Source organism: Streptomyces sp. NPDC006691 (assembly GCF_042869955.1).
Classification (GTDB): Bacteria; Actinomycetota; Actinomycetes; order Streptomycetales; family Streptomycetaceae; genus Streptomyces.
In genome coordinates this window covers 1-21,567 of the sequence record NZ_JBIAGW010000003.1, presented here as the reverse complement: position 1 = coordinate 21,567, position 21,567 = coordinate 1, and the positions used below count along the sequence as shown (strand labels likewise).

At 69.3% G+C, this 21,567-nt stretch carries 21 protein-coding genes and 1 riboswitch; of the genes, 15 read left to right on the top strand and 6 right to left on the bottom strand.

The annotated features are described in order from the left end of the window. Nucleotides 1-75: 75 nt before the first annotated feature. Nucleotides 76-432, top strand: coding sequence for an iron-sulfur cluster assembly accessory protein (locus tag ACFYNP_RS06900; protein WP_030933606.1), 357 nt, complete (start codon nucleotides 76-78; stop codon nucleotides 430-432). Nucleotides 433-535: 103 nt separating this feature from the next. Here the strand turns inward: ACFYNP_RS06900 and ACFYNP_RS06895 are convergent, their stop codons facing one another. After that, nucleotides 536-2,026: a hypothetical protein gene (locus tag ACFYNP_RS06895; protein ID WP_388783339.1), complete on the bottom strand. Its 1,491-nt coding sequence runs from the start codon at nucleotides 2,024-2,026 to the stop codon at nucleotides 536-538. Nucleotides 2,027-2,141: 115 nt separating this feature from the next. Next, on the bottom strand, nucleotides 2,142-2,345 hold the full coding sequence (locus ACFYNP_RS06890; RefSeq protein ID WP_388408395.1) for a hypothetical protein: 204 nt from the start codon (nucleotides 2,343-2,345) through the stop codon (nucleotides 2,142-2,144). Nucleotides 2,346-2,477: 132 nt separating this feature from the next. Here ACFYNP_RS06890 and ACFYNP_RS06885 point away from each other — a divergent pair, with 132 nt between their 5' ends. Continuing rightward, nucleotides 2,478-3,452 carry a carbohydrate kinase family protein gene (locus ACFYNP_RS06885; RefSeq protein WP_388408397.1) on the top strand — a complete coding sequence of 325 codons (975 nt, stop codon included), beginning with the start codon at nucleotides 2,478-2,480 and terminating at the stop codon, nucleotides 3,450-3,452. A gap of 65 nt (nucleotides 3,453-3,517) precedes the next feature. Here the strand turns inward: ACFYNP_RS06885 and ACFYNP_RS06880 are convergent, their stop codons facing one another. Further along, nucleotides 3,518-4,951 (bottom strand): cysteine desulfurase/sulfurtransferase TusA family protein, encoded by a 1,434-nt coding sequence (locus ACFYNP_RS06880; protein WP_388783336.1) that lies wholly within the window; start codon nucleotides 4,949-4,951, stop codon nucleotides 3,518-3,520. A 273-nt stretch (nucleotides 4,952-5,224) separates the two neighbouring features. On the opposite strand from ACFYNP_RS06880, the gene coxB reads away from it, so the two are divergent. The 4 genes from coxB (at nucleotide 5,225) to ACFYNP_RS06860 (ending at nucleotide 9,692) form a co-directional block, all read left to right on the top strand. After that, a complete protein-coding gene (coxB, locus tag ACFYNP_RS06875) occupies nucleotides 5,225-6,190 on the top strand; it encodes a cytochrome c oxidase subunit II (protein ID WP_100574651.1) in 966 nt (321 codons plus the stop codon). After that, the gene (ctaD, locus tag ACFYNP_RS06870) at nucleotides 6,187-7,929 is read left to right on the top strand and encodes a cytochrome c oxidase subunit I (RefSeq protein WP_388408404.1); all 1,743 of its coding nucleotides are present in this window, start codon (nucleotides 6,187-6,189) and stop codon (nucleotides 7,927-7,929) included. The genes coxB and ctaD overlap by 4 nt, the downstream gene beginning before the upstream one ends. After that, nucleotides 7,926-8,324, top strand: a complete 399-nt coding sequence (locus ACFYNP_RS06865; RefSeq protein WP_388408407.1) for a cytochrome c oxidase subunit 4 — start codon at nucleotides 7,926-7,928, stop codon at nucleotides 8,322-8,324. Before ctaD ends, ACFYNP_RS06865 begins: the two co-directional genes overlap by 4 nt. Before the next feature lie 114 nt (nucleotides 8,325-8,438). Further along, entirely contained in the window at nucleotides 8,439-9,692 is a 1,254-nt protein-coding gene (locus ACFYNP_RS06860; protein WP_388408410.1) for an Ig-like domain-containing protein, read from the top strand. 2 nt (nucleotides 9,693-9,694) lie between these two features. On the opposite strand, the gene ACFYNP_RS06855 is transcribed toward ACFYNP_RS06860, so the two are convergent. Further along, a complete protein-coding gene (locus tag ACFYNP_RS06855; RefSeq protein ID WP_100574648.1) occupies nucleotides 9,695-10,096 on the bottom strand; it encodes a hypothetical protein in 402 nt (133 codons plus the stop codon). Nucleotides 10,097-10,283: 187 nt separating this feature from the next. Here ACFYNP_RS06855 and ACFYNP_RS06850 point away from each other — a divergent pair, with 187 nt between their 5' ends. The 6 genes from ACFYNP_RS06850 to ACFYNP_RS06825 all read left to right on the top strand — a co-directional run bounded on the left by ACFYNP_RS06850 (nucleotide 10,284) and on the right by ACFYNP_RS06825 (nucleotide 17,665). Next, complete coding sequence (locus ACFYNP_RS06850; protein WP_053727713.1) at nucleotides 10,284-10,904, top strand: heme-copper oxidase subunit III; 621 nt, start codon at nucleotides 10,284-10,286, stop codon at nucleotides 10,902-10,904. 64 nt (nucleotides 10,905-10,968) lie between these two features. Beyond that, nucleotides 10,969-11,778: a c-type cytochrome gene (locus ACFYNP_RS06845; RefSeq protein ID WP_388408413.1), complete on the top strand. Its 810-nt coding sequence runs from the start codon at nucleotides 10,969-10,971 to the stop codon at nucleotides 11,776-11,778. Next, entirely contained in the window at nucleotides 11,775-12,824 is a 1,050-nt protein-coding gene (locus tag ACFYNP_RS06840) for a Rieske 2Fe-2S domain-containing protein (protein WP_388408416.1), read from the top strand. The genes ACFYNP_RS06845 and ACFYNP_RS06840 overlap by 4 nt, the downstream gene beginning before the upstream one ends. Beyond that, nucleotides 12,821-14,446: a cytochrome bc complex cytochrome b subunit gene (locus ACFYNP_RS06835; RefSeq protein ID WP_388408418.1), complete on the top strand. Its 1,626-nt coding sequence runs from the start codon at nucleotides 12,821-12,823 to the stop codon at nucleotides 14,444-14,446. Before ACFYNP_RS06840 ends, ACFYNP_RS06835 begins: the two co-directional genes overlap by 4 nt. A gap of 187 nt (nucleotides 14,447-14,633) precedes the next feature. After that, a complete protein-coding gene (gene trpD, locus ACFYNP_RS06830; protein ID WP_388408421.1) occupies nucleotides 14,634-15,698 on the top strand; it encodes an anthranilate phosphoribosyltransferase in 1,065 nt (354 codons plus the stop codon). 139 nt (nucleotides 15,699-15,837) lie between these two features. Beyond that, nucleotides 15,838-15,955: riboswitch (SAM riboswitch) on the top strand. A 246-nt stretch (nucleotides 15,956-16,201) separates the two neighbouring features. Beyond that, nucleotides 16,202-17,665: an aminotransferase class V-fold PLP-dependent enzyme gene (locus ACFYNP_RS06825; protein WP_388783334.1), complete on the top strand. Its 1,464-nt coding sequence runs from the start codon at nucleotides 16,202-16,204 to the stop codon at nucleotides 17,663-17,665. A 354-nt stretch (nucleotides 17,666-18,019) separates the two neighbouring features. On the opposite strand, the gene ACFYNP_RS06820 is transcribed toward ACFYNP_RS06825, so the two are convergent. Both ACFYNP_RS06820 and ACFYNP_RS06815 read right to left on the bottom strand, forming a co-directional pair. After that, nucleotides 18,020-18,301: an Lrp/AsnC family transcriptional regulator gene (locus ACFYNP_RS06820; RefSeq protein ID WP_053727718.1), complete on the bottom strand. Its 282-nt coding sequence runs from the start codon at nucleotides 18,299-18,301 to the stop codon at nucleotides 18,020-18,022. Further along, complete coding sequence (locus ACFYNP_RS06815) at nucleotides 18,298-19,047, bottom strand: rhomboid family intramembrane serine protease (protein ID WP_388408428.1); 750 nt, start codon at nucleotides 19,045-19,047, stop codon at nucleotides 18,298-18,300. Before ACFYNP_RS06815 ends, ACFYNP_RS06820 begins: the two co-directional genes overlap by 4 nt. Nucleotides 19,048-19,216: 169 nt before the next feature. Here ACFYNP_RS06815 and ACFYNP_RS06810 point away from each other — a divergent pair, with 169 nt between their 5' ends. The 3 genes from ACFYNP_RS06810 to ACFYNP_RS06800 all read left to right on the top strand — a co-directional run. Beyond that, nucleotides 19,217-19,471 (top strand): hypothetical protein, encoded by a 255-nt coding sequence (locus ACFYNP_RS06810; RefSeq protein ID WP_100574641.1) that lies wholly within the window; start codon nucleotides 19,217-19,219, stop codon nucleotides 19,469-19,471. A 46-nt stretch (nucleotides 19,472-19,517) separates the two neighbouring features. Then, nucleotides 19,518-20,879, top strand: a complete 1,362-nt coding sequence (locus ACFYNP_RS06805; protein WP_388408431.1) for an NYN domain-containing protein — start codon at nucleotides 19,518-19,520, stop codon at nucleotides 20,877-20,879. A gap of 275 nt (nucleotides 20,880-21,154) precedes the next feature. Further along, nucleotides 21,155-21,567 (top strand): coiled-coil domain-containing protein (locus tag ACFYNP_RS06800; RefSeq protein WP_388784255.1); only part of this gene is annotated, 413 nt, incomplete at its 3' end.

Below are 21,567 nucleotides of genomic sequence, written 5' to 3'. Positions count from 1 at the left end.
ACCCGGAATGAATCCGGGGCCCCGCCGGTTGCAACCGTCGGCAAGCAGTCTCCGTACAACCCGGGAGAGAAGCAGATGTCCGTATCGGACGAGACCACCACCGTGAGCGACGGCATCCTCCTGTCCGACGCCGCCGCGGCCAAGGTCAAGGGCCTCCTTGAGCAGGAAGGCCGGGACGACCTGGCGCTGCGTGTCGCCGTTCAGCCCGGCGGCTGCTCCGGCCTGCGCTACCAGCTGTTCTTCGACGAGCGCTCGCTCGACGGCGATGTCGTCAAGGACTTCGACGGTGTCAAGGTCGTGACCGACCGCATGAGCGCCCCGTACCTGGGCGGCGCCTCGATCGACTTCGTCGACACCATCGAGAAGCAGGGCTTCACGATCGACAACCCGAACGCGACGGGCTCCTGCGCCTGCGGCGACTCGTTCAGCTAGTCGCAGCGGCCCGGTGGGCCTCGCGGCAGCCGAAAGGCGGGCGCCCCCGGATGACCGGGGGCGCCCGCCTTCGTCGTGTCCGGCGCCCGAGGGGCCCGCACCGCTACTTCTTCGGCAGCTCCTTGCCGGTGTCCGCGTCGAGCACCTTGCGGGCCGCGAGCGCCTGGTGCAGCTCCACGGAGACCGTCTGCTGCTTGGCCAGCGCGACGCACATCTTCTTCGGGTCGGTGACCTGACCGGTCACCCGCACCCGCACGCCGTCACCGCTCTCGTCGGCGGTCGCCGTGTACGTGCTGCACACCCCGCCCCAGAACGTCACGTTCAGGGTCCGCCCGTCCGGCGCCAGGGCGTACGACTCCAGCGACTGGCCGTGCGCGCCCGGCGCGGTGGCCGAGCCCGACGGGGCCGGCACGGGGGCGCCGCTCGGCGGCCCGGCGATGTACTCGGGGGCCAGCGCCGGGGCGGTGATGGTGAACGGCTGCCCCGCGTCCGGCTTCACCTGGAACAGCCATGACGGCACCAGGGCCGGCGTGCCCGCCACGAACTGCGCGGCGAGCCCGAAGGTGGCCCCGCTGATCGTCACGGTCGAGGGCGTGGGCTGCTTGCAGGGCTGGATGTTGCCCTGCGGATCGCTCGGCAGCCGCCCCTTGGTGGGCTGCCCGTCGAGCGGCACCGGACCGGTGCAGTCCTTGGTCTTCGGCTGCTCGCGGTGGCTGTTGAGCTGGGCCAGCGTCTTGTCCGCGCTGAGCACCGGATAGGTGTCACCCTTGTCCGGCGTCTTCAACTGGCCGCTGCCGCCCACCACTTGACCGTCCGAGCCGACCTGGATGCCGGTCGTCCAGCCGTACGTGGGAAGTCCGTCGATCACCGGATCGGCGTTCACCACCCGGGCCGAGGCGAGGATCTCCGAGGCGTCCAGCTTGGCGTCGTCCTGGCCGAGCGCCTTGAGGACCGGAGCCGCGGCCGCCTTCGCCGCCTGCTCGCCGATCGGGCCGCCCGAGCCGGTGCCGGCGCCCGTGTCCGCTCCGGTGGTGTGCATCGGACACATCTTGCCCTTGGGGCAGTTGTCCGTGCCGCCGCTGCCGTAGCGGGCGAACGTCCAGGTGCCCGGCGCTTTCTGAGTGACCGTCAGGGTCGGACCGGAGCCGTCCTTGGCGGCACCCACCTTCCAGCTGTCGCCCTCCAGGCGCGCCGCCCCGTCGATGCCGAGCGCCCGCGCGAGCCGGTTCACCTCGGCCTCGTCCACCGTGCCGCGCGGCTGATGGACGGCCGCCTTGCCAGGGCCCTCGGGCAGCTTGACCGACGCCCGGTAGACCACCCCGTTGGGGTCGGGCTCACCCGGCGCGATCCCGTTGCCGCCACCGCCACTGCCGCCGCTCGGGGCGCCGGGCGTACTGGGTGCGCGGTCGAGGGCGAGCGGCGGAGGCGCACCGTCCGCGCCGGGCTTGTTGTCACCGCCCGAGGACGCCGTCGTGGCCCAGTACGCCCCACCGCCCCCCACGGCCAGTACGGCCAGGGTCGCCGCGGCGAGGATCAAGGGAGTCCGACGCGAACGCCGCTGCCGGGGCTCGTCCTGCGTGTGCTCGCTGCTCACCAGATCGCTCCTGTCCAGTCGTATCCCGCATCCCCTTGACGAGGGACGCCGGTTGGACGGAGTGGGGGAGCGCACGGTTCCATCCCGTGCGCCGCACCCGCGTGATCAGGCCGTTTCAGTCTCCGTAATCGGACATGTCCGCGATCAGGCGTACCGATGCGGGCGGAATCGTCACACCGTGGATCCGGGAGGGCGGCACCGGGGCCGGGGCGCTCGTCGCGGGGGCGACCCAGTGCGGTGCCATCCGCGCGCAGTCACCGCGCAGCTCCTCCAGGCCCTGACCCGCCACCCCGTGCCCGCTGTTCAGCTTGGTTTCCATGCTTCGCACCGTACGCATCGGGATGCGTGCGCAGAAAGACCTACTATTGGGTAGTTTCCGCCGGTCGGCCCGGCCGGACCGACCCGGTAGCGTGAACTGTCCACGCCGTCCCTCACCAGGAGCGCCCTCGCCGTGCGTATCGCAGTCACCGGCTCCATCGCGACCGACCACCTCATGACCTTCCCCGGCCGCTTCGCCGACCAGCTGGTCGCGGACCAGCTGCACACGGTCTCCCTCTCCTTCCTGGTCGACAACCTCGACGTACGCCGCGGGGGTGTCGGTCCCAACATCTGCTTCGGGATGGGCCAGCTCGGCGGCCGCCCGATCCTGGTCGGCGCGGCCGGCTCGGACTTCGACGAGTACCGCGCCTGGCTCGACCGGCACGGCGTCGACACCGGCTCGGTGCGGATCTCCGAGGTCCTGCACACGGCCCGTTTCGTGTGCACCACCGACTCCGACCACAACCAGATCGGCTCCTTCTACACGGGCGCGATGAGCGAGGCCCGCCAGATCGAGCTGAAGTCGGTGGCCGACCGGGTGGGCGGCCTCGATCTCGTGCTGATCGGCGCCGACGACCCCGAGGCGATGCTGCGCCACACCGAGGAGTGCAAGGCGCGGAGCATCCCCTTCGCCGCCGACTTCTCGCAGCAGATCGCCCGGATGTCCGGCGACGACATCCGCACGCTGCTCGACGGCGCGACCTACCTCTTCTCCAACGAGTACGAGAAGGGGCTCATCGAGAGCAAGACCGGCTGGAGCGACGAGGAGATCCTCTCCAAGGTCGACTACCGGGTCACCACGCTCGGCTCGCGCGGCGTGCGCATCGACAAGGTCGGCGCCGAGCCGATCGTCGTGGGCTGCCCCGAGGAGGACGCCAAGGTCGACCCGACGGGCGTGGGCGACGCCTTCCGGGCCGGCTTCCTGACCGGCCTGTCCTGGGGCGTGGGCCACGAGCGCGCGGCCCAGCTCGGCTGCATGCTGGCCACCCTGGTCATCGAGACCCTGGGTACCCAGGAGTACACCCTGCGGCGGGCCAACTTCATGGACCGCTTCACCAAGGCGTACGGCGACGAGGCGGCGGCCGAGGTTCAGGCCCACCTGAAGTAGGGCCCCGTGAAGGAGCGCCCGCGGGAGCAGCGCCCACCTGAGGCGCTGCTCGCCGGAAGGGGCGCTCAGCTCCTGCGGCGCACCCGGTAGGCGGTACCGCCGTCCACCGGGTGCTCGCCCAGGTACTCCTGGTCCCGCATCTCGCACCACGCGGGAATGTCGAGACGGGCGGCCTCGTCGTCGGCGAGCACCGTCACGACCCCGCCGACGGGCACGTCCCCCATCGCCTTGGCGAGTTCGATGACCGGGACCGGGCAGAGCCGGCCGAGCGAGTCGACCGTGAACTCCCCGGCCTCCGCCCCTGCCTCGGCCTCCGTCCCGGCCTCCGCCCCTGCCCCGGTCCCGCCCCCGGTCGGCCCGGGCGCCACCACCGGCGCGCCCAGCTTCGTCCGTACGGCCGTGACGAGCCACGTCAGCACGTCGAGGAACCGGTCGACATCCTCCGCCGGGGTGCCGAAGGGCAGCGACACCCGGACGTTCCCCTCGCTCAGCACCCCCATGGCGCGCAGCACATGGCTGGGCGTCAGGGTGCTGCTCGTGCAGGACGAACCGGAGGAAACGGAGAATTCCGCCCGGTCGAGTTCGTGCAGCAGGGTCTCTCCGTCGACATAGAGACAGGAGAAGGTGACCAGGTGCGGCAGCCGCCGCACCGGATCGCCGACCACCTCCACGTCCGGCACGACTTCCACGACCCGGGCCCGGATGAGGTCCACCAGATCCCGCAGCCGCGCGGCCTCCGCCTCCGCCTCGGCCCGTACCGCACGCAGCGAGGCGGCCGCCGCCACGATCGCCGGGATGTTCTCGAAGCCGGGCGCCCGCCCCGACTCCCGCTCGTCCGGTGGCCCTTGGGGTGCGAACCGGACGCCCTTGCGCACCGCGAGCAGTCCGACTCCTGCCGGACCGCCCCATTTGTGGGCACTCGCCGCCAGGACCGACCAGGCCCCCTCGACCGGCCCCCACGCCAGCGACTGGGCCGCGTCCACGAACAGGGGCACCTCCGCCGCCCGGCACGCCTCGGCGACCTCGGCCACCGGCTGGAGCGTGCCCACCTCGTGGTTGGCGGACTGGAGGCAGGCGAGGGCGGTGTCGGGCCGCAGGGCCGCCGCGTACGCCTCGGGGGAGACCCGCCCCGTACGGTCCACCGCGACCTCGGTCAGCGAACCGCCGGCCGCCTCGTGCGAGGCGGCCGAATGGAGGACCGAGGAGTGTTCGACCGCGGACACCACCAGGTGCCGGCCGACACGCCGACGCCCGGACAAGGATCCGTAAATTCCGGAGTGCACCGACTGGGTCCCCGAACCGGTGAAGCTGAGCTCGTCCGGACGGCAGCCGACCGCCTCCGCGGCAGCCTCGCGCGCCGCGTCGAGCAGCAGCCGGGCCCGCCTTCCCTCCCGGTAGAGACGGGCCGGATCGGCCCATCCCTCGTCCAAGGAGGCTTGCAACGCCTGGCGGGCGACGGGGTGCAGGGGGGCCGAGGAGGCGGCGTCGAAGTAGGGCACGCGGCCACGCTAACCCCGGTCGGGCGCGCGAGCGGCGAGGGACGGGGCGAGGGGCCGTCAGATGGCGCGCGGAGGCCGGGATTCCACCGCGACTCCACCCCTTCGGGGACTCGGACGGCGCGTTGGGCACCCTCCCCGCGCGACCCCAAATAGCGTCCAGTAGGGTTTGGTCCGCATAAACATCCAAACCCCTGCCCGTGTGCCAGGGCGGCGACCGACCAGCGAGACGGCCGTAGCCGACCACCGCGGGCGAGACTCTCGGGAAGGCGCTACGTGAGTCCCAACGGCTCCGACCGCTCGTCGCGGCGCCCGATGCGGCGGAAGCTGCCGCAGGTGCTGACTGCGGGCCTGGTCCTGGCGACAGCATCCGGTTGCTCGTACAACTGGAAAGACTTCCCTCGACTTGGTATGCCCACTCCGGTGACGGAAGAGGCTCCCAGGATCCTGTCCCTCTGGCAGGGCTCGTGGGCGGCTGCGCTCGCCACGGGCGTGCTGGTCTGGGGCCTGATCCTGTGGAGCGTCATCTTCCACCGGCGCAGCCGCACCAAGGTCGAGGTACCCCCGCAGACCCGGTACAACATGCCCATTGAGGCGCTGTACACCGTGGTCCCGCTGATCATCGTCTCCGTGCTCTTCTACTTCACGGCACGCGACGAATCGAAGCTCCTGGCTCTGTCCCCGAAGCCCGCTCACACGGTCAACGTGGTCGGCTATCAGTGGAGCTGGGGCTTCAACTACGTCGAGGACGTGCCCGGTGTGAAGGGCGACGCCAAGACGGACAAGAACCTGGAAGCGATTCCGGACCGGTTCAAGAAGGACTTCCCCGCGAACGCGGGCGGTGTCTACGACGTCGGCATCCCCGGCACCCGTAACCCGCAGACCGGAAACCCGGGCCCGACGCTGTGGCTGCCGAAGGGCGAGAAGGTCCGCTTCGTGCTGACCTCGCGCGACGTCATCCACTCGTTCTGGATCGTGCCGTTCCTGATGAAGCAGGACGTCGTCCCGGGACACACCAACTCGTTCGAGGTCACGCCGAACCAGGAAGGCACCTTCCTGGGCAAGTGCGCCGAGCTCTGCGGCGTCGACCACTCGCGCATGCTCTTCAACGTGAAGGTCGTCTCCCCGGAGCGCTATCAGCAGCACCTCAAGGAGCTGGCGGCGAACGGCCAGTCCGGCTACGTGCCGGCGGGCATCGCCCAGACCGACCCCGCCAAGAACGCGGAGACGAACAAACTGTGAGCATCCTCAATGAATCTCAGGGTGCCGCGGCAGCAGACGACTCGTACGAGAACGAGCTGCCGGTCCGGCGCAAGCAGCCGGGAAACGTCGTCATCAAGTGGCTGACCACCACTGATCACAAGACGATCGGCACGATGTACCTGGTCACGTCGTTCGCGTTCTTCTGCATCGGCGGCATCATGGCGCTCTTCATGCGCGCCGAACTCGCCCGTCCCGGCACGCAGATCATGTCGAACGAGCAGTTCAACCAGGCGTTCACGATGCACGGCACGATCATGCTGCTGATGTTCGCGACGCCGCTGTTCGCCGGATTCGCGAACTGGATCATGCCGCTCCAGATCGGCGCGCCCGACGTGGCGTTCCCGCGGCTGAACATGTTCGCCTACTGGCTCTACCTTTTCGGCTCGACGATCGCGGTCGGTGGCTTCCTCACCCCGCAGGGTGCGGCCGACTTCGGCTGGTTCGCCTACTCCCCGCTGTCGGACGCGGTCCGCTCGCCGGGCGTCGGCGCCGACATGTGGATCATGGGTCTGGCCTTCTCCGGCTTCGGCACGATCCTCGGCTCGGTCAACTTCATCACCACGATCATCTGCATGCGCGCGCCCGGCATGACGATGTTCCGTATGCCGATCTTCGTCTGGAACGTCCTGCTGACCGGTGTGCTGGTCCTGCTGGCCTTCCCGGTCCTCGCGGCCGCGCTGTTCGCCCTGGAGGCGGACCGCAAGTTCGGTGCCCATGTATTCGACGCCAGTAATGGCGGCGCATTGCTCTGGCAACACCTCTTCTGGTTCTTCGGCCATCCAGAGGTGTACATCATCGCGTTGCCATTCTTCGGAATCATTTCCGAAGTGATCCCGGTGTTCAGCCGCAAGCCGATGTTCGGCTACAGCGGACTGATCGGCGCCACCATCGCGATCGCGGGCCTGTCCGTGACCGTGTGGGCGCACCACATGTACGTCACCGGTGGCGTGCTCCTGCCGTTCTTCTCCTTCATGACGTTCCTCATCGCCGTGCCGACGGGCGTGAAGTTCTTCAACTGGATCGGCACCATGTGGAAGGGCTCACTGTCCTTCGAGACACCCATGCTGTGGGCCATCGGCTTCCTGATCACCTTCACCTTCGGTGGTCTGACCGGCGTCATCCTGGCCTCGCCGCCGATGGACTTCCACGTCTCCGACTCGTACTTCGTCGTCGCGCACTTCCACTACGTCATCTTCGGCACCGTGGTCTTCGCGATGTTCTCCGGATTCCACTTCTGGTGGCCGAAGTTCACCGGAAAGATGCTGGACGAGCGGCTCGGCAAGATCACCTTCTGGACGCTGTTCGTGGGCTTCCACGGCACGTTCCTGGTGCAGCACTGGCTGGGTGTCGAGGGCATGCCGCGTCGTTACGCCGACTACCTGGCGGCCGACGGCTTCACCGCCCTCAACACGATCTCGACGATCTCCTCGTTCCTGCTCGGTCTGTCGATCCTGCCGTTCTTCTACAACGTCTGGAAGACCGCCAAGTACGGCAAGAAGATCGAGGTCGACGACCCGTGGGGCTACGGCCGTTCGCTGGAGTGGGCGACTTCCTGCCCGCCGCCCCGGCACAACTTCGTCACCATGCCGCGCATCCGCTCCGAATCGCCGGCCTTCGACCTCCACCACCCGGAGATCGCGGCTCTCGACCAGCTGGAGAACCACGGCGACGTCCACGGTGACCACATGCTGGCCGGTGGCAAGGAGGCCGGGAAGTGAAGATCCAGGGCAAGATGTTCCTGTGGCTGTCCGCCTTCATCCTCGTGATGGCCGTCGTCTACGGCGTGTGGTCGAAGGAAGCGGCAGGCACCACCGCGCTCTTCATGGCCTTCGGCCTGAGCGTCATGATCGGCTTCTACCTGGCCTTCACGGCCCGGCGGGTCGACGTGGGCGCCCAGGACAACAAGGAGGCCGATGTCGCGGACGACGCCGGTGAGGTCGGCTTCTTCTCGCCGCACTCCTGGCAGCCGCTCGCGCTCGGCATCGGTGGCGCGCTGGCCTTCCTCGCGATCGCGATGGGCTGGTGGCTGCTGTACTTCTCGGCGCCGCTGATCCTGGTCGGTCTCTACGGCTGGGTCTTCGAGTACTACCGCGGCGAGAACCAGAACCAGTAGTTCCGCCCGCCGCATTGCTCCAAGAGGGGCCCTTCGTCTCGATCCGGGACGGGGGGCCCCTCGTTTGCAGTCACATCGCGCGCCGAATCTGACGAGTCTTCATACCGTGTGACCATGAGCCACGCACCGCGCATCCGCACCGTAGTGAGCTGCACCCTCCTTGTCCTGTCCCTCGGTGTGGGGGCCACGGGGTGCGGCGGGACCGACGGCAACCCCCTTTCGGCGAAGCCCTATGACGCGGCCGGGCAGGTCGCGTACAACGGCCCGGCGGGCAGTCAGAAGGCCGACCCCGACAAGCCCCTGGAGATCACCGCCAAGAGCAAGGACGGCCGTCTCACGGACGTCACGGCCGTCGACGGCAACGGGCGCTACCTGGCGGGCGAACTGGCCGCCGACGGCAGCCGCTGGCACTCCACGGCCCCTCTGGTGGCCGGAGCGCACTACACCGTCAAGGTCTCCACCGAGAACGAGGACGGCTCTCCGGGCCTGCGCACGCTGACGTTCGACACGGCGGCGGCCAAGGATGCCGTGGAGGTCGAATTCGGCCCGGACGCGGGCAAGTACGGCGTCGGACAGCCCATCACGGCCCAGCTCAGCAAGCCCGTCAAGGACAAGGCGGCCCGGTCCGTCGTCGAGCGGGCCCTGAAGGTCCGGTCCACGCCCTCGGTGGAGGGCGCCTGGTACTGGGTGAACGACAAGGTCCTGCACTACCGCCCCAAGGAGTACTGGCCCGCCCACGCCACCATCGAGGCGCAGTCCAACCTGGAGGGCGTGAAGATCGCCGACAAGCTGTACGGCGGCCCCGGCAAGCCCCTGAAGATCACCACGGGCGACCGCGTCGAGGCCATCACGGACGCCGCCGGGCACTACATGACGTTCAAGCGCAACGGAGAAGTGATCAACACCATTCCGGTCACCACCGGAAAGCCGGGCTTCTCCACCCGCAACGGCGTCAAGGTGGTCCTGGGCAAGCAGTACTTCGTACGTATGCGCGGCGAGACCGTCGGCATCTCGTCCAGCAGCTCCGACGGCTACGACCTGCCCGTCTACTATGCCACGCGTGTCACCTGGAGTGGTGAATACGTGCACGCCGCGCCCTGGTCGGTGGGCTCGCAGGGCTCCGAGAACGTCAGCCACGGCTGCACGGGCATGAGCACCGGCAACGCCGCCTGGTTCTTCGAGAACATCAACGAGGGCGACATCGTCAAGGTCGTCAACAGCATCGGCGAGGACATGACGCCCTTCGACAATGGGTTCGGCGACTGGAACGTGTCGTGGGACGAGTGGCGCGAGGGCAGCGTCCTGCAAGCCGACCTCAAGGCCGGGCAGAGCAAGGTCAACTCCGCCCGGCTGCGGCCGGGAGTGTGAGGTCAGGCACCCACGGCAAGCCGCTTGCGCAGCAGGGAGGCCAGGGCGTCCGCGAACTCCACCGGTTCCACCGGCAGGGTCACCGCGGCGTCCGCCCGGCTCCACGTGGCCAGCCAGGCGTCCTGCGGGCGGCCGATCAGGAGCAGCACCGGCGGGCACTGGAAGACCTCGTCCTTGAGCTGGCGGCACACCCCCATGCCGCCGGCCGGGACGGCCTCCCCGTCCAGCACACAGACGTCGATGCCGCCGCGGTCCAGCTCCTTGAGGACCGCGGGCAGCGTCGCGCACTCCAGGAACTCCACGGGGGGCACGTCGGACGCGGGCCTGCGCCCGGCCGCGAGCCGCACCTGGGCACGGGTGTTCGCGTCGTCGCTGTAGACCAGAACCGTGGCGCTCGACTGCATGGATCCTCCGAAGGTCCGGCGCTTTCGCCGACGTTGGCTCATGAACCGATGCGCGGATGCTACTCCGTCCGACTGCCCGTCAACACCGGTTCGGCCAGCCCTTCGATGGGCCGTTCGGGCCCTGCATACGCCGCTGACACACCGAACGGCACCCCCCGGAGTGAGGGCGGGATAAGCGACCGACATAATGTCGGTCGTGGCGACAGCAACGACAGTAGAAACCGGGCACGCGCACCCGTCGGTCAATCGGCCGAACCTCACCAGCGTCGGAACCATCATCTGGTTGAGTTCCGAGCTGATGTTCTTCGCGGCCCTCTTCGCGATGTACTTCACTCTGCGATCGGTAACGGGTGCCGCGCACTGGTCCGAAATGGCCTCGTCCCTGAACCTTCCGTTCTCGGCGACCAACACCACGATCCTGGTGCTTTCCTCCCTCACCTGCCAGCTCGGCGTCTTCGCCGCGGAGCGCGGCGATGTGAAGAAGCTCCGCACCTGGTTCATCATCACGTTCGTGATGGGTGCGATCTTCATCGGCGGCCAGGTCTTCGAGTACACCGAGCTGGTGAAGAAGGACGGCCTCTCGCTGTCCTCCGATCCGTACGGCTCGGTGTTCTACCTGACCACGGGCTTCCACGGACTGCATGTGACGGGCGGCCTGATCGCCTTCCTGCTGGTTCTGGGCAGGACGTACGCGGCCAAGAGGTTCACCCACGAGCAGGCGACCGCGGCGATCGTCGTGTCCTATTACTGGCACTTCGTCGATGTCGTGTGGATCGGCCTCTTCGCCACGATCTACCTGATCCAGTAACCGGGCCCGTAGGTCCGCACCACATCCGCCATCGACGCAGAAGATCCTGACACCGGGGTAATCCGTGAAAAAGCTCTCCGCACGACGACGCCATCCGCTGGCGGCGGTCGTCGTCCTACTCCTCGCGCTGGCGGCCACCGGGGGGCTGTACGCCGCGTTCGCGCCCGCGGGCAAGGCTCAGGCTGACGAAACCGCCCAGTCCCTCGCCATCGACGAGGGCAAGAAGCTCTACTCCGTCGGCTGCGCCAGCTGCCACGGAACCGGCGGTCAGGGAACCTCTGACGGCCCCTCCCTGGTCGGCGTGGGCGCCGCCGCCGTCGACTTCCAGGTCGGCACCGGCCGCATGCCGGCGCAGCAGCCCGGCGCGCAGATCCCGAAGAAGAAGGCCATCTACTCCCAGGCCCAGATCGACCAGCTGGCGGCCTATGTGGCGTCGCTGGGCGCCGGTCCGAGCGTGCCGACCGACTCGCAGTACAACCCGAGCGGTGCCGACATCGCCAAGGGCGGCGAGCTGTTCCGCACCAACTGCGCCCAGTGCCACAACTTCACGGGTGAGGGCGGTGCCCTGACGAACGGCAAGTTCGCCCCCAGCCTGGAGGACGTGGACCCCAAGCACATCTACGAGGCCATGCAGACCGGCCCGCAGAACATGCCGTCCTTCCCGGACACGACGATGCCGCAGAAGCAGAAGCAGGACATCATCGCGTACCTGCACGCCGTCAACAGCGACCAGTCCGCCAGCCCCGGTGGCCTCAAGCTCGGCGGGCTCGGTCCGGTCAGCGAGGGCCTGTTCGGCTGGATCTTCGGTCTGGGTGCCCTCATCGCAGTAGCCATCTGGGTCGCGGCCCACACCGCTAAGGCCAAGAAGTCATGAGTAGCCAAGAGAATTCCGAGAGCCTGCCCGAAGCGCAGGCCCCCGCGCACGGCGCGGTAGAGCACGCGGGCGACCCGTTCGCGGACCCGGGACTGCCGGCCCACAAGCCGCGCATCCAGGACATCGACGAGCGGGCGGCCAAGCGCTCGGAGCGCGCGGTCGCGTTCCTGTTCTTCCTGTCCATGGTCGCGACGGTCGGCTTCATCGCCTCGTACGTGATCTTCCCGGTCGACAAGATCGTCTTCATCTTCCCGTTCGGGCACGTCAGCGTCCTCAACTTCGCTCTGGGTCTGACCCTGGGCGTGGCGCTGTTCTGCATCGGCGCGGGCGCGGTCCACTGGGCCCGCACCCTGATGTCGGACGTCGAGATGCCGGCCGAGCGGCACGAGATCGCGGCCCCGCCGGAGGTCAAGGCGCAGGTCCTGGCCGACTTCAAGCAGGGCGCGGCCGAGTCCGGCTTCGGCCGGCGCAAGCTGATCCGCAACACCATGTTCGGCGCGCTGGCCATGGTGCCGCTCTCCGGTGTGGTGCTGCTGCGCGACCTGGGCACGCTGCCCGAGAAGAAGCTGCGGCACACCATGTGGTCCAAGGGCAAGGCCCTGATCAACATGAACACCAACGAGCCGCTGCGTCCCGAGGACCTGCTGGTCGGTTCGCTCACCTTCGCCAAGCCCGAGGGCCTGGAGGAGGACGCGGAGGACTTCCAGACGCAGATCGCCAAGGCCGCCCTGATGCTCGTCCGGATCAAGCCGGAGGACATCAAGGACAAGCGCGAGCTCGAATGGTCGCACCAGGGCATCGTCGCCTACTCGAAGATCTGCACCCACGTCGGTTGCCCGATCTCCCTGTACGAGCAGCAGACGCACCACGTGCTCTGCCCGTGCCACCAGTCCACCTTCGACCTCTCCGACGGCGCCCGCGTCATCTTCGGCCCGGCCGGTCACGCCCTTCCGCAGCTGCGGATCGGCGTGAATGACGAGGGCTACCTCGAAGCGCTCGGCGACTTCGACGAGCCCGTCGGTCCTGCCTTCTGGGAGCGCGGATGAGCACTACGACAGACGCACGGCGCGAAGCGCCCGCCGGTGAGCGGATCGCGGACTGGGCGGACGGCCGGCTCGGGATCTACTCCCTGGCCAAGGCCAACATGCGCAAGATCTTCCCGGACCACTGGTCCTTCATGCTCGGCGAGATCTGCATGTACAGCTTCATCATCATCATCCTCACGGGTGTGTATCTGACGCTGTTCTTCCACCCGAGCATGAACGAGGTCGTCTACGACGGCTCGTACGTGCCGCTCCAGGGCATGCACATGTCCGAGGCGTTCAACTCGACCATGCACATCAGCTTCGATGTGCGCGGTGGTCTGCTGATCCGGCAGATCCACCACTGGGCGGCGCTGGTCTTCCTCGCCGGCATGTTCGTGCACATGATGCGCGTGTTCTTCACGGGTGCCTTCCGCAAGCCGCGCGAGGTCAACTGGCTGTTCGGCTTCCTGCTGTTCGTCCTGGGCATGTTCACCGGCTTCACCGGTTACTCGCTCCCGGACGACCTGCTCTCCGGCACCGGTGTCCGCTTCATGGAGGGCGCGATCCTGTCCGTGCCGGTCGTCGGCACGTACCTCTCGTTCTTCCTGTTCGGCGGCGAGTTCCCCGGCGGCGACTTCGTGGCCCGGTTCTACTCGGTCCACATCCTGCTGCTGCCCGGCATCATGCTCGGCCTGATGGTGGCCCACCTGATCCTGGTCTTCTACCACAAGCACACCCAGTTCGCGGGTCCGGGACGTACGAACAAGAACGTCGTCGGCATGCCGCTGCTCCCGGTGTACATGGCGAAGGCGGGCGGCTTCTTCTTCCTGGTCTTCGGTGTCATCGCGGTGATCGCGGCGATCGCCTCGATCAACCCGATCTGGGCGATCGGCCCGTACCGGCCGGACCAGGTGTCCACCGGCGCGCAGCCCGACTGGTACATGGGCTTCTCCGAAGGCCTCATCCGTGTGATGCCGGGCTGGGAGATCAACCTGTGGGGCCACACGCTCGTCCTGGGCGTGTTCATCCCGCTGGTGATCTTCCCGCTGGTCCTCGCGACGATCGCGGTGTACCCGTTCATCGAGTCCTGGGTCACCGGGGACAAGCGCGAGCACCACATCGCGGACCGGCCGCGCAACGCGCCGACCCGTACCGCGTTCGGTGTCGCGTGGATCACCTGGTACATGGTGCTGCTCATCGGTGGTGGAAACGACCTCTGGGCGACCCACTTCCACCTCTCGATCAACGTCATCACCTGGTTCGTGCGGATCGCGTTCTTCGTCGCTCCGGTCCTCGCGTTCATCGCCACCAAGCGGATCTGCCTGGGTCTGCAACGCCGCGACGCCGAGAAGGTGCTGCACGGACGCGAGTCCGGCATCATCAAGCGGCTGCCGCACGGCGAGTTCATCGAGGTCCACGAGCCGCTCGACGCCGGTGCGCGCTACAAGCTCACCGCGCACGAGCAGTACAAGCCGGCCGAGATCGGGCCTGAGGTCGACGAGAACGGTGTCGCCCGCAAGGTCTCGCGGACCCAGAAGCTGCGCGCCAAGCTCAGCAAGGGCTACTACGGCGAGGGGAACCAGATTCCCAAGCCGACGGCCGAGGAGTACGAGGAGATCACGAGTGGCCACGGCCACCACTGATCCCGCCTGACCTGTCGGTCGCCACAACCGAGGCTCCGGCCCGGCCCCTCCACGGGGGCCGGGCCGGAGCCTTTTGGGTACCCGGCGGTGTCCGGACCCGTCCGTACTACGGGCACGCGTACGGATGAGCCCCCCGCTGTCGATAGGCTGACGGGCGGTATATCCACCCTGACCACCAGGAGCGAGCATGAGCGCTGTTACCCCCACCGGAGGCGACACCGTGGCGGCCCACTCCTGGCCGGGCGTCCTGGACGCGCTGCTCGGCGGCACCGACCAGAGCGCGGACGTGACCGCCTGGGCGATGGACCGGATCATGCGTGGCGAGGCCACCGACGCCCAGATCGCCGGCTTCATGGTGGCCCTGCGGGCCAAGGGCGAAACCGTCCAGGAGATCACCGGTCTGGTACGCGCCATGTACGCGCACGCCAACCTCATCGAGGTGCCGGGGCCCAGCGTCGACATCGTCGGCACCGGCGGCGACGGCGCCAAGACCGTCAACATCTCCACCATGGCCGCGATCGTGGTGGCCGGCACCGGCACCAAGGTCGTCAAGCACGGCAACCGGGCCGCCTCCTCGGCGAGCGGCTCCTCCGACGTCCTGGAGAAGCTCGGCGTCAACCTGGAACTGACGCCGAAGCGGGTCGCGGAGGTGGTCGAGGAGGCCGGCATCACCTTCTGCTTCGCCGTGAAGTTCCACCCCGCGCTGCGGTACGTGGCCGCCGCGCGCAGGGAACTCGGCATCCGCACCACCTTCAACGTCCTGGGCCCGCTGACCAACCCGGCCAAGGTGCGGGCCACCGCCGCCGGGGTCGCCGACGCCCGGATGGCCCCGATCGTGGCCGGTGTGTTCGCCGAGCGGGGCTCCTCCGCGCTGGTCTTCCGCGGCGACGACGGCCTCGACGAGCTCACCACCACCGGAACCTCACGGGTGTGGGTGGTGCGCGACGGCCAGGTCCGCGAGGAGGCCTTCGACCCGAGGGACGTCGGCATCGAGATCGTGCCCATCGAGGCGCTGCGCGGCGCGGACGCCTCGTACAACGCCGATGTGGCCCGCCGTCTGCTCGCGGGGGAGCGGGGGCCGGTGCGGGACGCGGTGCTGCTGAACTCGGCGGCCGCCCTGGTGGCCCTCGAACCGGGGCAGGGGCCGCTCGCCGAGCAGATCGGCGCCGCGATGGCACGGACGGCCGAGTCGGTCGACTCCGGCGCGGCCCGGGCCGCGCTCGACCGGTGGGTCGCGGCGAGCAACGCCTGACCCGGCTTGTACGGGGGCGTCCGTCCGTACGGGGACGTCCGGTACGGCGGCGTCCGGTACGGCGGTGTGACGCAGGGCGCAGTCCAGATCGCGGACCGCGCCTTGCGCACGTCGATACGTATGGCAGGATGCTCTTCAAGGTCATGAGTGACAGCGATTTAGGCCCCGGCTCGCTGTCCGGCAACCCTCCGTCCGTGGCGGGGTGCCCCGGGTGAAGACCAGGTCGTAGGCAGCAAGGCCTGCGGCAAGCGCGGACCCCTGGACATCGTTGGATGTCACAGCCCTGGGGTCCTGGTCCTCAAGGGAGCAGTCTCGTGAGCAAGCGAATGCGATAGGGCGTAGCGCCCCTTCTTCACACCTCCGCGCCCCCTTCTCCGGGTTGCGTGTTCGAGGTCAACACCCGTATACGGCACGGCAGTCGAACCCTCTCGCTCGATGCAGGGTCGTGCCGCCGTACCCGGGGTCCGAAGTCAACTCGCCTTGTCCTGCCGGGAGATACCGCCATGTCCGCACGCCCCGCCGCCACCGCCACTGCCGCCGTTCCGTCCCCTGGTGCCGTTCCGTCCCCTGGTGCCGAGTCCGCCGCCGTGGAGTCCGCCGTGGTCGGATCCGCCGCCGCCGAGTCCGCCGACCCCTGCTGTGCGGCGCCGCTTCCGGTGCTCGGCCGTGATGTCACCGTGCCGCTGGTCACGGGCGGCGAGGTGACGTATGCCGCCCTCGACTACGCGGCGAGCGCGCCCGCCCTCCAGCGGGTCTGGGACGACGTCGCCGCGTACGCGCCCTACTACGGCAGCGTGCACCGCGGGGCGGGTTACCTCTCGCAGCTCTCCACCGACCTGTTCGAGAACAGCCGGGCGACGGTGGCGGAGTTCCTGGACTGCCGCCCCGGCGACCAGATCGTCTTCACCCGCTCCACCACGGACTCGCTCAACCTGCTCGCCCAGGTGCTGCCGGCCGACTGCCAGGTCTTCGTCTTCGAGACCGAGCACCACGCCTCGCTGCTGCCGTGGCGCGACGCCCGCGTGACCTACCTGAACGCACCGCGCACCCCGCAGCAGGCCGTCGAGACGCTGGAGCGCGCGCTCGCCGACCGCGACCCCTACGGGCCCGCCCTCGTGTGCGTCACCGGCGCGTCCAACGTCACCGGCGAGCTGTGGCCGGTCAGGGAACTCGCCGCCGCCGCGCACGCCCACGGCGCCCGGATCGTCCTGGACGCCGCCCAGCTCGCGCCCCATCACCCCGTCTCCGTAAGGGAGTTGGACGTCGACTGGATCGCCTTCTCCGGGCACAAGCTGTACGCGCCGTTCGGCTCGGGCGTGCTGGCCGGCCGCGCGGACTGGCTCCAGGAGTCCGAGCCGTACCTCGCGGGTGGCGGGGCCTCCAAGAAGGTCGCCCGGCGCTCCGACGGGGGTGTCGACGTCGAGTGGCACACCACGGCCGCGCGGCACGAGGCCGGGTCGCCCAACGTCATCGGCGTCTACTCCATCGCCTCCGCCTGCAAGGCACTGACCGAGGCGGGCTTCGACGCGCTGGTCGAGCGCGAGCGGCATCTGATCGCGAAGGTCCGGGAGGGCCTGGCGGAGGTTCCCGCGGTGCGGGTCCTCTCGCTCTTCGGCGACGACGCGCCCCGGGTGGGCGTCATCTCCTTCGTCGTCGACGGCTGGAACAGCTCGCACTTCGCGGCGGCGCTGTCGGCGGAGTACGGCATCGGGGTGCGCGACGGCCTCTTCTGCGCCCACCCGCTGGTGCGCACCCTGCTCGGCACGGACCCGCAGGACCCGGGCGAGTGCGGGGCGCCCGAGGCGGAGCCGGGCGAGCGCTCGCTCAACGCGATCCGGGTCAGCTTCGGGGCGGGGACGCCGGACGAGCACGTCGACCGCTTCGTGCGGGCGGTGCGGGAGTTGGTGTCGGACGGCGCGAAGTGGCAGTACCGCACGGAGGCCGGCCGCTGCGTCCCGGCGGTCTAGCGCCGCCGTGCCCCGCCTTCCCGGGGCTCCGCCCCGGACCCCGTGTCGCGCCTTGAGGGCGCTCGTCCTCAAGCGCCGGACGGGCTGGGGTTGCCTGTACCGGAGGTCTTCCGCATGGCTACGCCGAGGCCCCCGGGGCTCCGCCCCGGACCCCGTTCGCGCCTGAACGGCGCTTGTCCTCAAGCGCCGGACGGGCTGGGGTTGCCCGTATCGGGGCTTTTTGGGGGCGCGGGGAACTGCGCGAGAAGCGATCGCGGCCCGCATCCGCACGCGAGGTCCCGGGGCTCCGCCCCGCGGCCCGCAGGCTGAAGTGGGTTGCAGGGGTGCGGGGCGCAGCCCCGAGCGTGAGGGGGGCTACGAGTCCAGGCCGATGGCGAAGGCCGCTTCGAGGTCGTGCTGGGAGTACGTGCGGAACGCCACGTGCGTATCCGTACCCTCCACCCCGGGAATCTTGCTGATGCTCCCGGGGATGATGTCCGCCAGGTCGTCGTGGCGGGCCACCCTGACCAGCGCGATCAGATCGTACGTACCGGTCACCGAGTACACCTCGCTGACGCTGTCCAGCGCCGCGATGGACTCCGCGATCTCGGGAATCCGGTCCACGCTGGTCTTGATGAGCACGATCGCGGTGATCACGGCTGGCTTTCTCCCTCGGTGGCGGCCGGACCCGCGGTCTTCACGGGCTTTCGGCGTTTCACTCTATCCGGCCCGCGGAAACGGGCCCACGCGTAGAGGAAGCCGACGCCGAAGCCGACCAGATGGGCCAGGTAGGCGACCCCGGGCCCGTTCGACGCGCTCCGGATCGCCAGCCACTGGAGGGCGAACCAGAAGACGAGCACGATCCAGGCGGGGAACCGCAGCGGCAAAAAGAGCAGGAACGGGAAGACGCTGGTGACCCGGGCCCGGGGGAAGAGGTAGAGGAAAGCCCCCAGGACCGCCGAGATCGCCCCGGACGCCCCCACGAGCGTCTGGTCGGAGCCCGCGTGCGCGACCGCGTAGCCGAGCAGGGCCACATAGCCGGCCACCAGGTAGAACAGGGCGAATTCGAGGCGCCCGAGCCGTTCCTCGGCCATCGCGCCGAAGACGTACAGGAACAGCATGTTGCCGAGCAGATGCAGCCAGCCGCCGTGTACGAACAGCGCGGTGAGCGGGGTGAGCAGGGCGTGCGGGCGGCCCGTCATCAGCTCCGCCGGGATCACCCCCCAGCGCGCGAAGTAGTCGCTCTGCGCGCTCAGGATCGCGTCGCCGGTGCCGTACACCGGATTCAGGCCGGACACCGGGCTGACCATGAACAGCAGGCAGCAGGCGGCGATCAGCCCGTACGTCACGGTCGGGCCCCGTACCGCGCCCCTGAGGAGCTCCGCTCCCCGCCACTTGATCATGGGGAGAGAATGGCCCAAAGGGAGCTTTCGGTACAGACCGCCTCGCCGTGCCGGGGGCCGACGGGTAGGCCGTAGGGTTGCGGGCAGTACTCCCGCAGGCCGGCATCCGCAGTTCGACGGCGCACCGCGAGATCCTGGACCATGGAAGTGGAAAAGAGGGCGGCACCACATGACCACCGTTCCCCAGATGACCGCCGAGACCCGGTGGCGCTGCACGCTCTGCGGTAACCTCACGCGTTTCGACGTCACCCGCTCGTCCAAAGTGGTCGAGTACGTCCATCTGGACCTGGCGGGAGAGCCCAAGGTGGAGGAACGCGAGGTGGTCAGTGAGACCATCGAGTCGGTCCGCTGCCGGTGGTGCAACGCGGTGGACCAGATCGAGCTAGTGGACCGGCCGGGTACCGATTCCGCGGCCGCCTCCTGAGAGGCTGCCGCCCACGCGGTACGGATGACAGTTGGGGTGACGGATTGTGGAGCATGCAAGCGGCGCTGAACCGGCCGCTGCGGCCGGCGACGGCCCCGCCGAGGTGCTCGACCGCCCGCTGCCCGAAGGGGTCCGGCGCCGGGTCGTCGCCTTCGTGTCGGAGGCGTTCGGCGGTCTGACCGTCGGCGAACTGCCCGGCCAGCTGAGACAGTACGCCCGGTTCACCCCGACCCGCCGCGCCAAGTTCGCCGGCAACGCGATGGCCGCGGCCCTGGAGAGCGACCCCGTGTTCCGCCAGCGCGTCGGCGAGCGCCTCAAGGAGGCGCAGCCCGAGCTCGCGGCGGCCGTGGAGGCGGGATCGCCGCCCGGCGCGGCCGATCCCGTGGACGTGGCGGCCGCCGCCTATGTGCTGCGCCCCGCCGGCTGGGTCAAGCTGGTCGCCGCGGCCGGCGAGGAGGCCCAGCGGGCCTTCGCCGAGCGCGCGGAGGAGGAGGGCCGGCGCGAGCTGGAGCGGCTGCGCGAGGAACTCGCCGAGGCGCGCGACCGCATCAGGACCGAGAACGACTCGCTCCGTACCGAACTGCTCGCGGCCCGCAAGGAGACCGAGTCGCTCCAGCGCAAACTGCGCAGCGCCCAGAGCGATGTGAAGCGCGGCGAGGCGGCGCTGCGCCGGGTCACCTCCGAGATCGACGGCATCAAGTCCGAGGCGGCCGCCCAGGTGGCCGCCGCCGAGAGCGAGGCGCGGCGCCTGAAGACCCGGCTCGGCGAGGCGGAGGCCGGCCTGGAGGCGAGCCGGCGCGCGGTGCGCGAGGGCCGCTCCGTCGAGGACATGCGGCTGCGGCTGCTGCTCGACACCGTCCTGGAGGGCGCCCAGGGCCTGCGGCGCGAACTCGCCCTGCCGCCCGCCTCGGTGCGGCCGGCCGACACCGTGGACGCGGTCGCGCCCGGCAACATGACGCCCAAGGACATCGCGGCCCGCGCGCTCTCGGAGACCGACCCGGCGCTGCTCGACCAACTCCTCGCGCTGCCCCAGGTGCACCTGGTCGTGGACGGCTACAACGTCACCAAGACCGGCTATCCGACGATGCCGTTGGAGAAGCAGCGCCTCCGGCTGCTCGGCGGCCTCTCGGTGCTGGCCGCGCAGACCGGAGCCGAGGTCACCTGTGTCTTCGACGGCGCGGAGCTGGCGGCCCCGGTGCTGCTCGCCCCGCCCCGGGGCGTACGGGTGCTGTTCTCCAAGCCGGGCGTCACCGCGGACGAGCTGATCCGCCAGTTGGTGCGGGCCGAGCCGTCGGGGCGTCCGGTGGTCGTCGCCTCCACGGACAAGGAAGTCGCGGACGGCGTCGCGAAGGCGGGTGCCCGCCCGGTCGCCTCGCTGCTGCTGCTCAAGCGGCTTTCACGCGTCTGAGGCATTGCGTCCGTTCTGCAACTCCTGTGTTCAATGCCCGAATTCGGGTGATCGTGGACGAGCACTCCGTCAAGTGTCCACTACTGCGCGTGGGATGACAGTAAAGAATCCTCTCGGTGACCGACTTTTTTGCCATCAGGATTTGAACTGATCACAGAAGGGTCACTAGGGTCGGGCCTCGTACCTTCATGCGGTTGATCACTCGTTCGGGGTGTCCGTGAAGGTCCCGTCGAGTGTGCAGTGTTCGGCGGTTGAGGAAGAAGGAGCTCGCCTTCGTGGGGTCCCATCGTCGTCCGAAGCCCGCGAGCCGCACTCGTGTGACCGTGCTCAGCGCCACCGCCGCCGCGGTCGTGGCCCTCACCTCGCAGGCCGCCCAGGCGGACCCGAAGCCCACCAAGGACGAGGTCAAGAGCAAGGTCGACAAGCTCTACGACGAGGCCGAGCAGGCGACCGAGGCGGCCAACGGCGCCAAGGAGAAGCAGGGCCGGCTCGAAAAGCAGGTCGCCCAGATCCAGGACCAGGTCGCCCGCGGCCAGCAGGAGCTCAACACCCTGCGCCAGGGCCTCGGTTCGCTGGCCTCGGCGCAGTACCGTTCCGGCGGTATCGACCCCTCGCTCGCGCTCTTCCTCTCCTCCAACCCGGACGACTTCCTCGACAAGGCCTCCTCGCTCGACCAGTTGAGCGCCAC

Bases quoted from the DNA above. Each gene is read 5' to 3' on its own strand.
- trpD (WP_388408421.1), top strand. From the start codon at position 14,634: ATGAGCGCTGTTACCCCCACCGGAGGCGACACCGTGGCGGCCCACTCC.
- ACFYNP_RS06825 (WP_388783334.1), top strand. From the start codon at position 16,202: ATGTCCGCACGCCCCGCCGCCACCGCCACTGCCGCCGTTCCGTCCCCT.
- ACFYNP_RS06840 (WP_388408416.1), top strand. From the start codon at position 11,775: ATGAGTAGCCAAGAGAATTCCGAGAGCCTGCCCGAAGCGCAGGCCCCC.
- ACFYNP_RS06900 (WP_030933606.1), top strand. From the start codon at position 76: ATGTCCGTATCGGACGAGACCACCACCGTGAGCGACGGCATCCTCCTG.
- ACFYNP_RS06835 (WP_388408418.1), top strand. From the start codon at position 12,821: ATGAGCACTACGACAGACGCACGGCGCGAAGCGCCCGCCGGTGAGCGG.
- ACFYNP_RS06855 (WP_100574648.1), bottom strand. From the start codon at position 10,096: ATGCAGTCGAGCGCCACGGTTCTGGTCTACAGCGACGACGCGAACACC.
- ACFYNP_RS06810 (WP_100574641.1), top strand. From the start codon at position 19,217: ATGACCACCGTTCCCCAGATGACCGCCGAGACCCGGTGGCGCTGCACG.
- ACFYNP_RS06890 (WP_388408395.1), bottom strand. From the start codon at position 2,345: ATGGAAACCAAGCTGAACAGCGGGCACGGGGTGGCGGGTCAGGGCCTG.
- ACFYNP_RS06850 (WP_053727713.1), top strand. From the start codon at position 10,284: ATGTCGGTCGTGGCGACAGCAACGACAGTAGAAACCGGGCACGCGCAC.
- ACFYNP_RS06860 (WP_388408410.1), top strand. From the start codon at position 8,439: ATGAGCCACGCACCGCGCATCCGCACCGTAGTGAGCTGCACCCTCCTT.
- ACFYNP_RS06815 (WP_388408428.1), bottom strand. From the start codon at position 19,047: ATGATCAAGTGGCGGGGAGCGGAGCTCCTCAGGGGCGCGGTACGGGGC.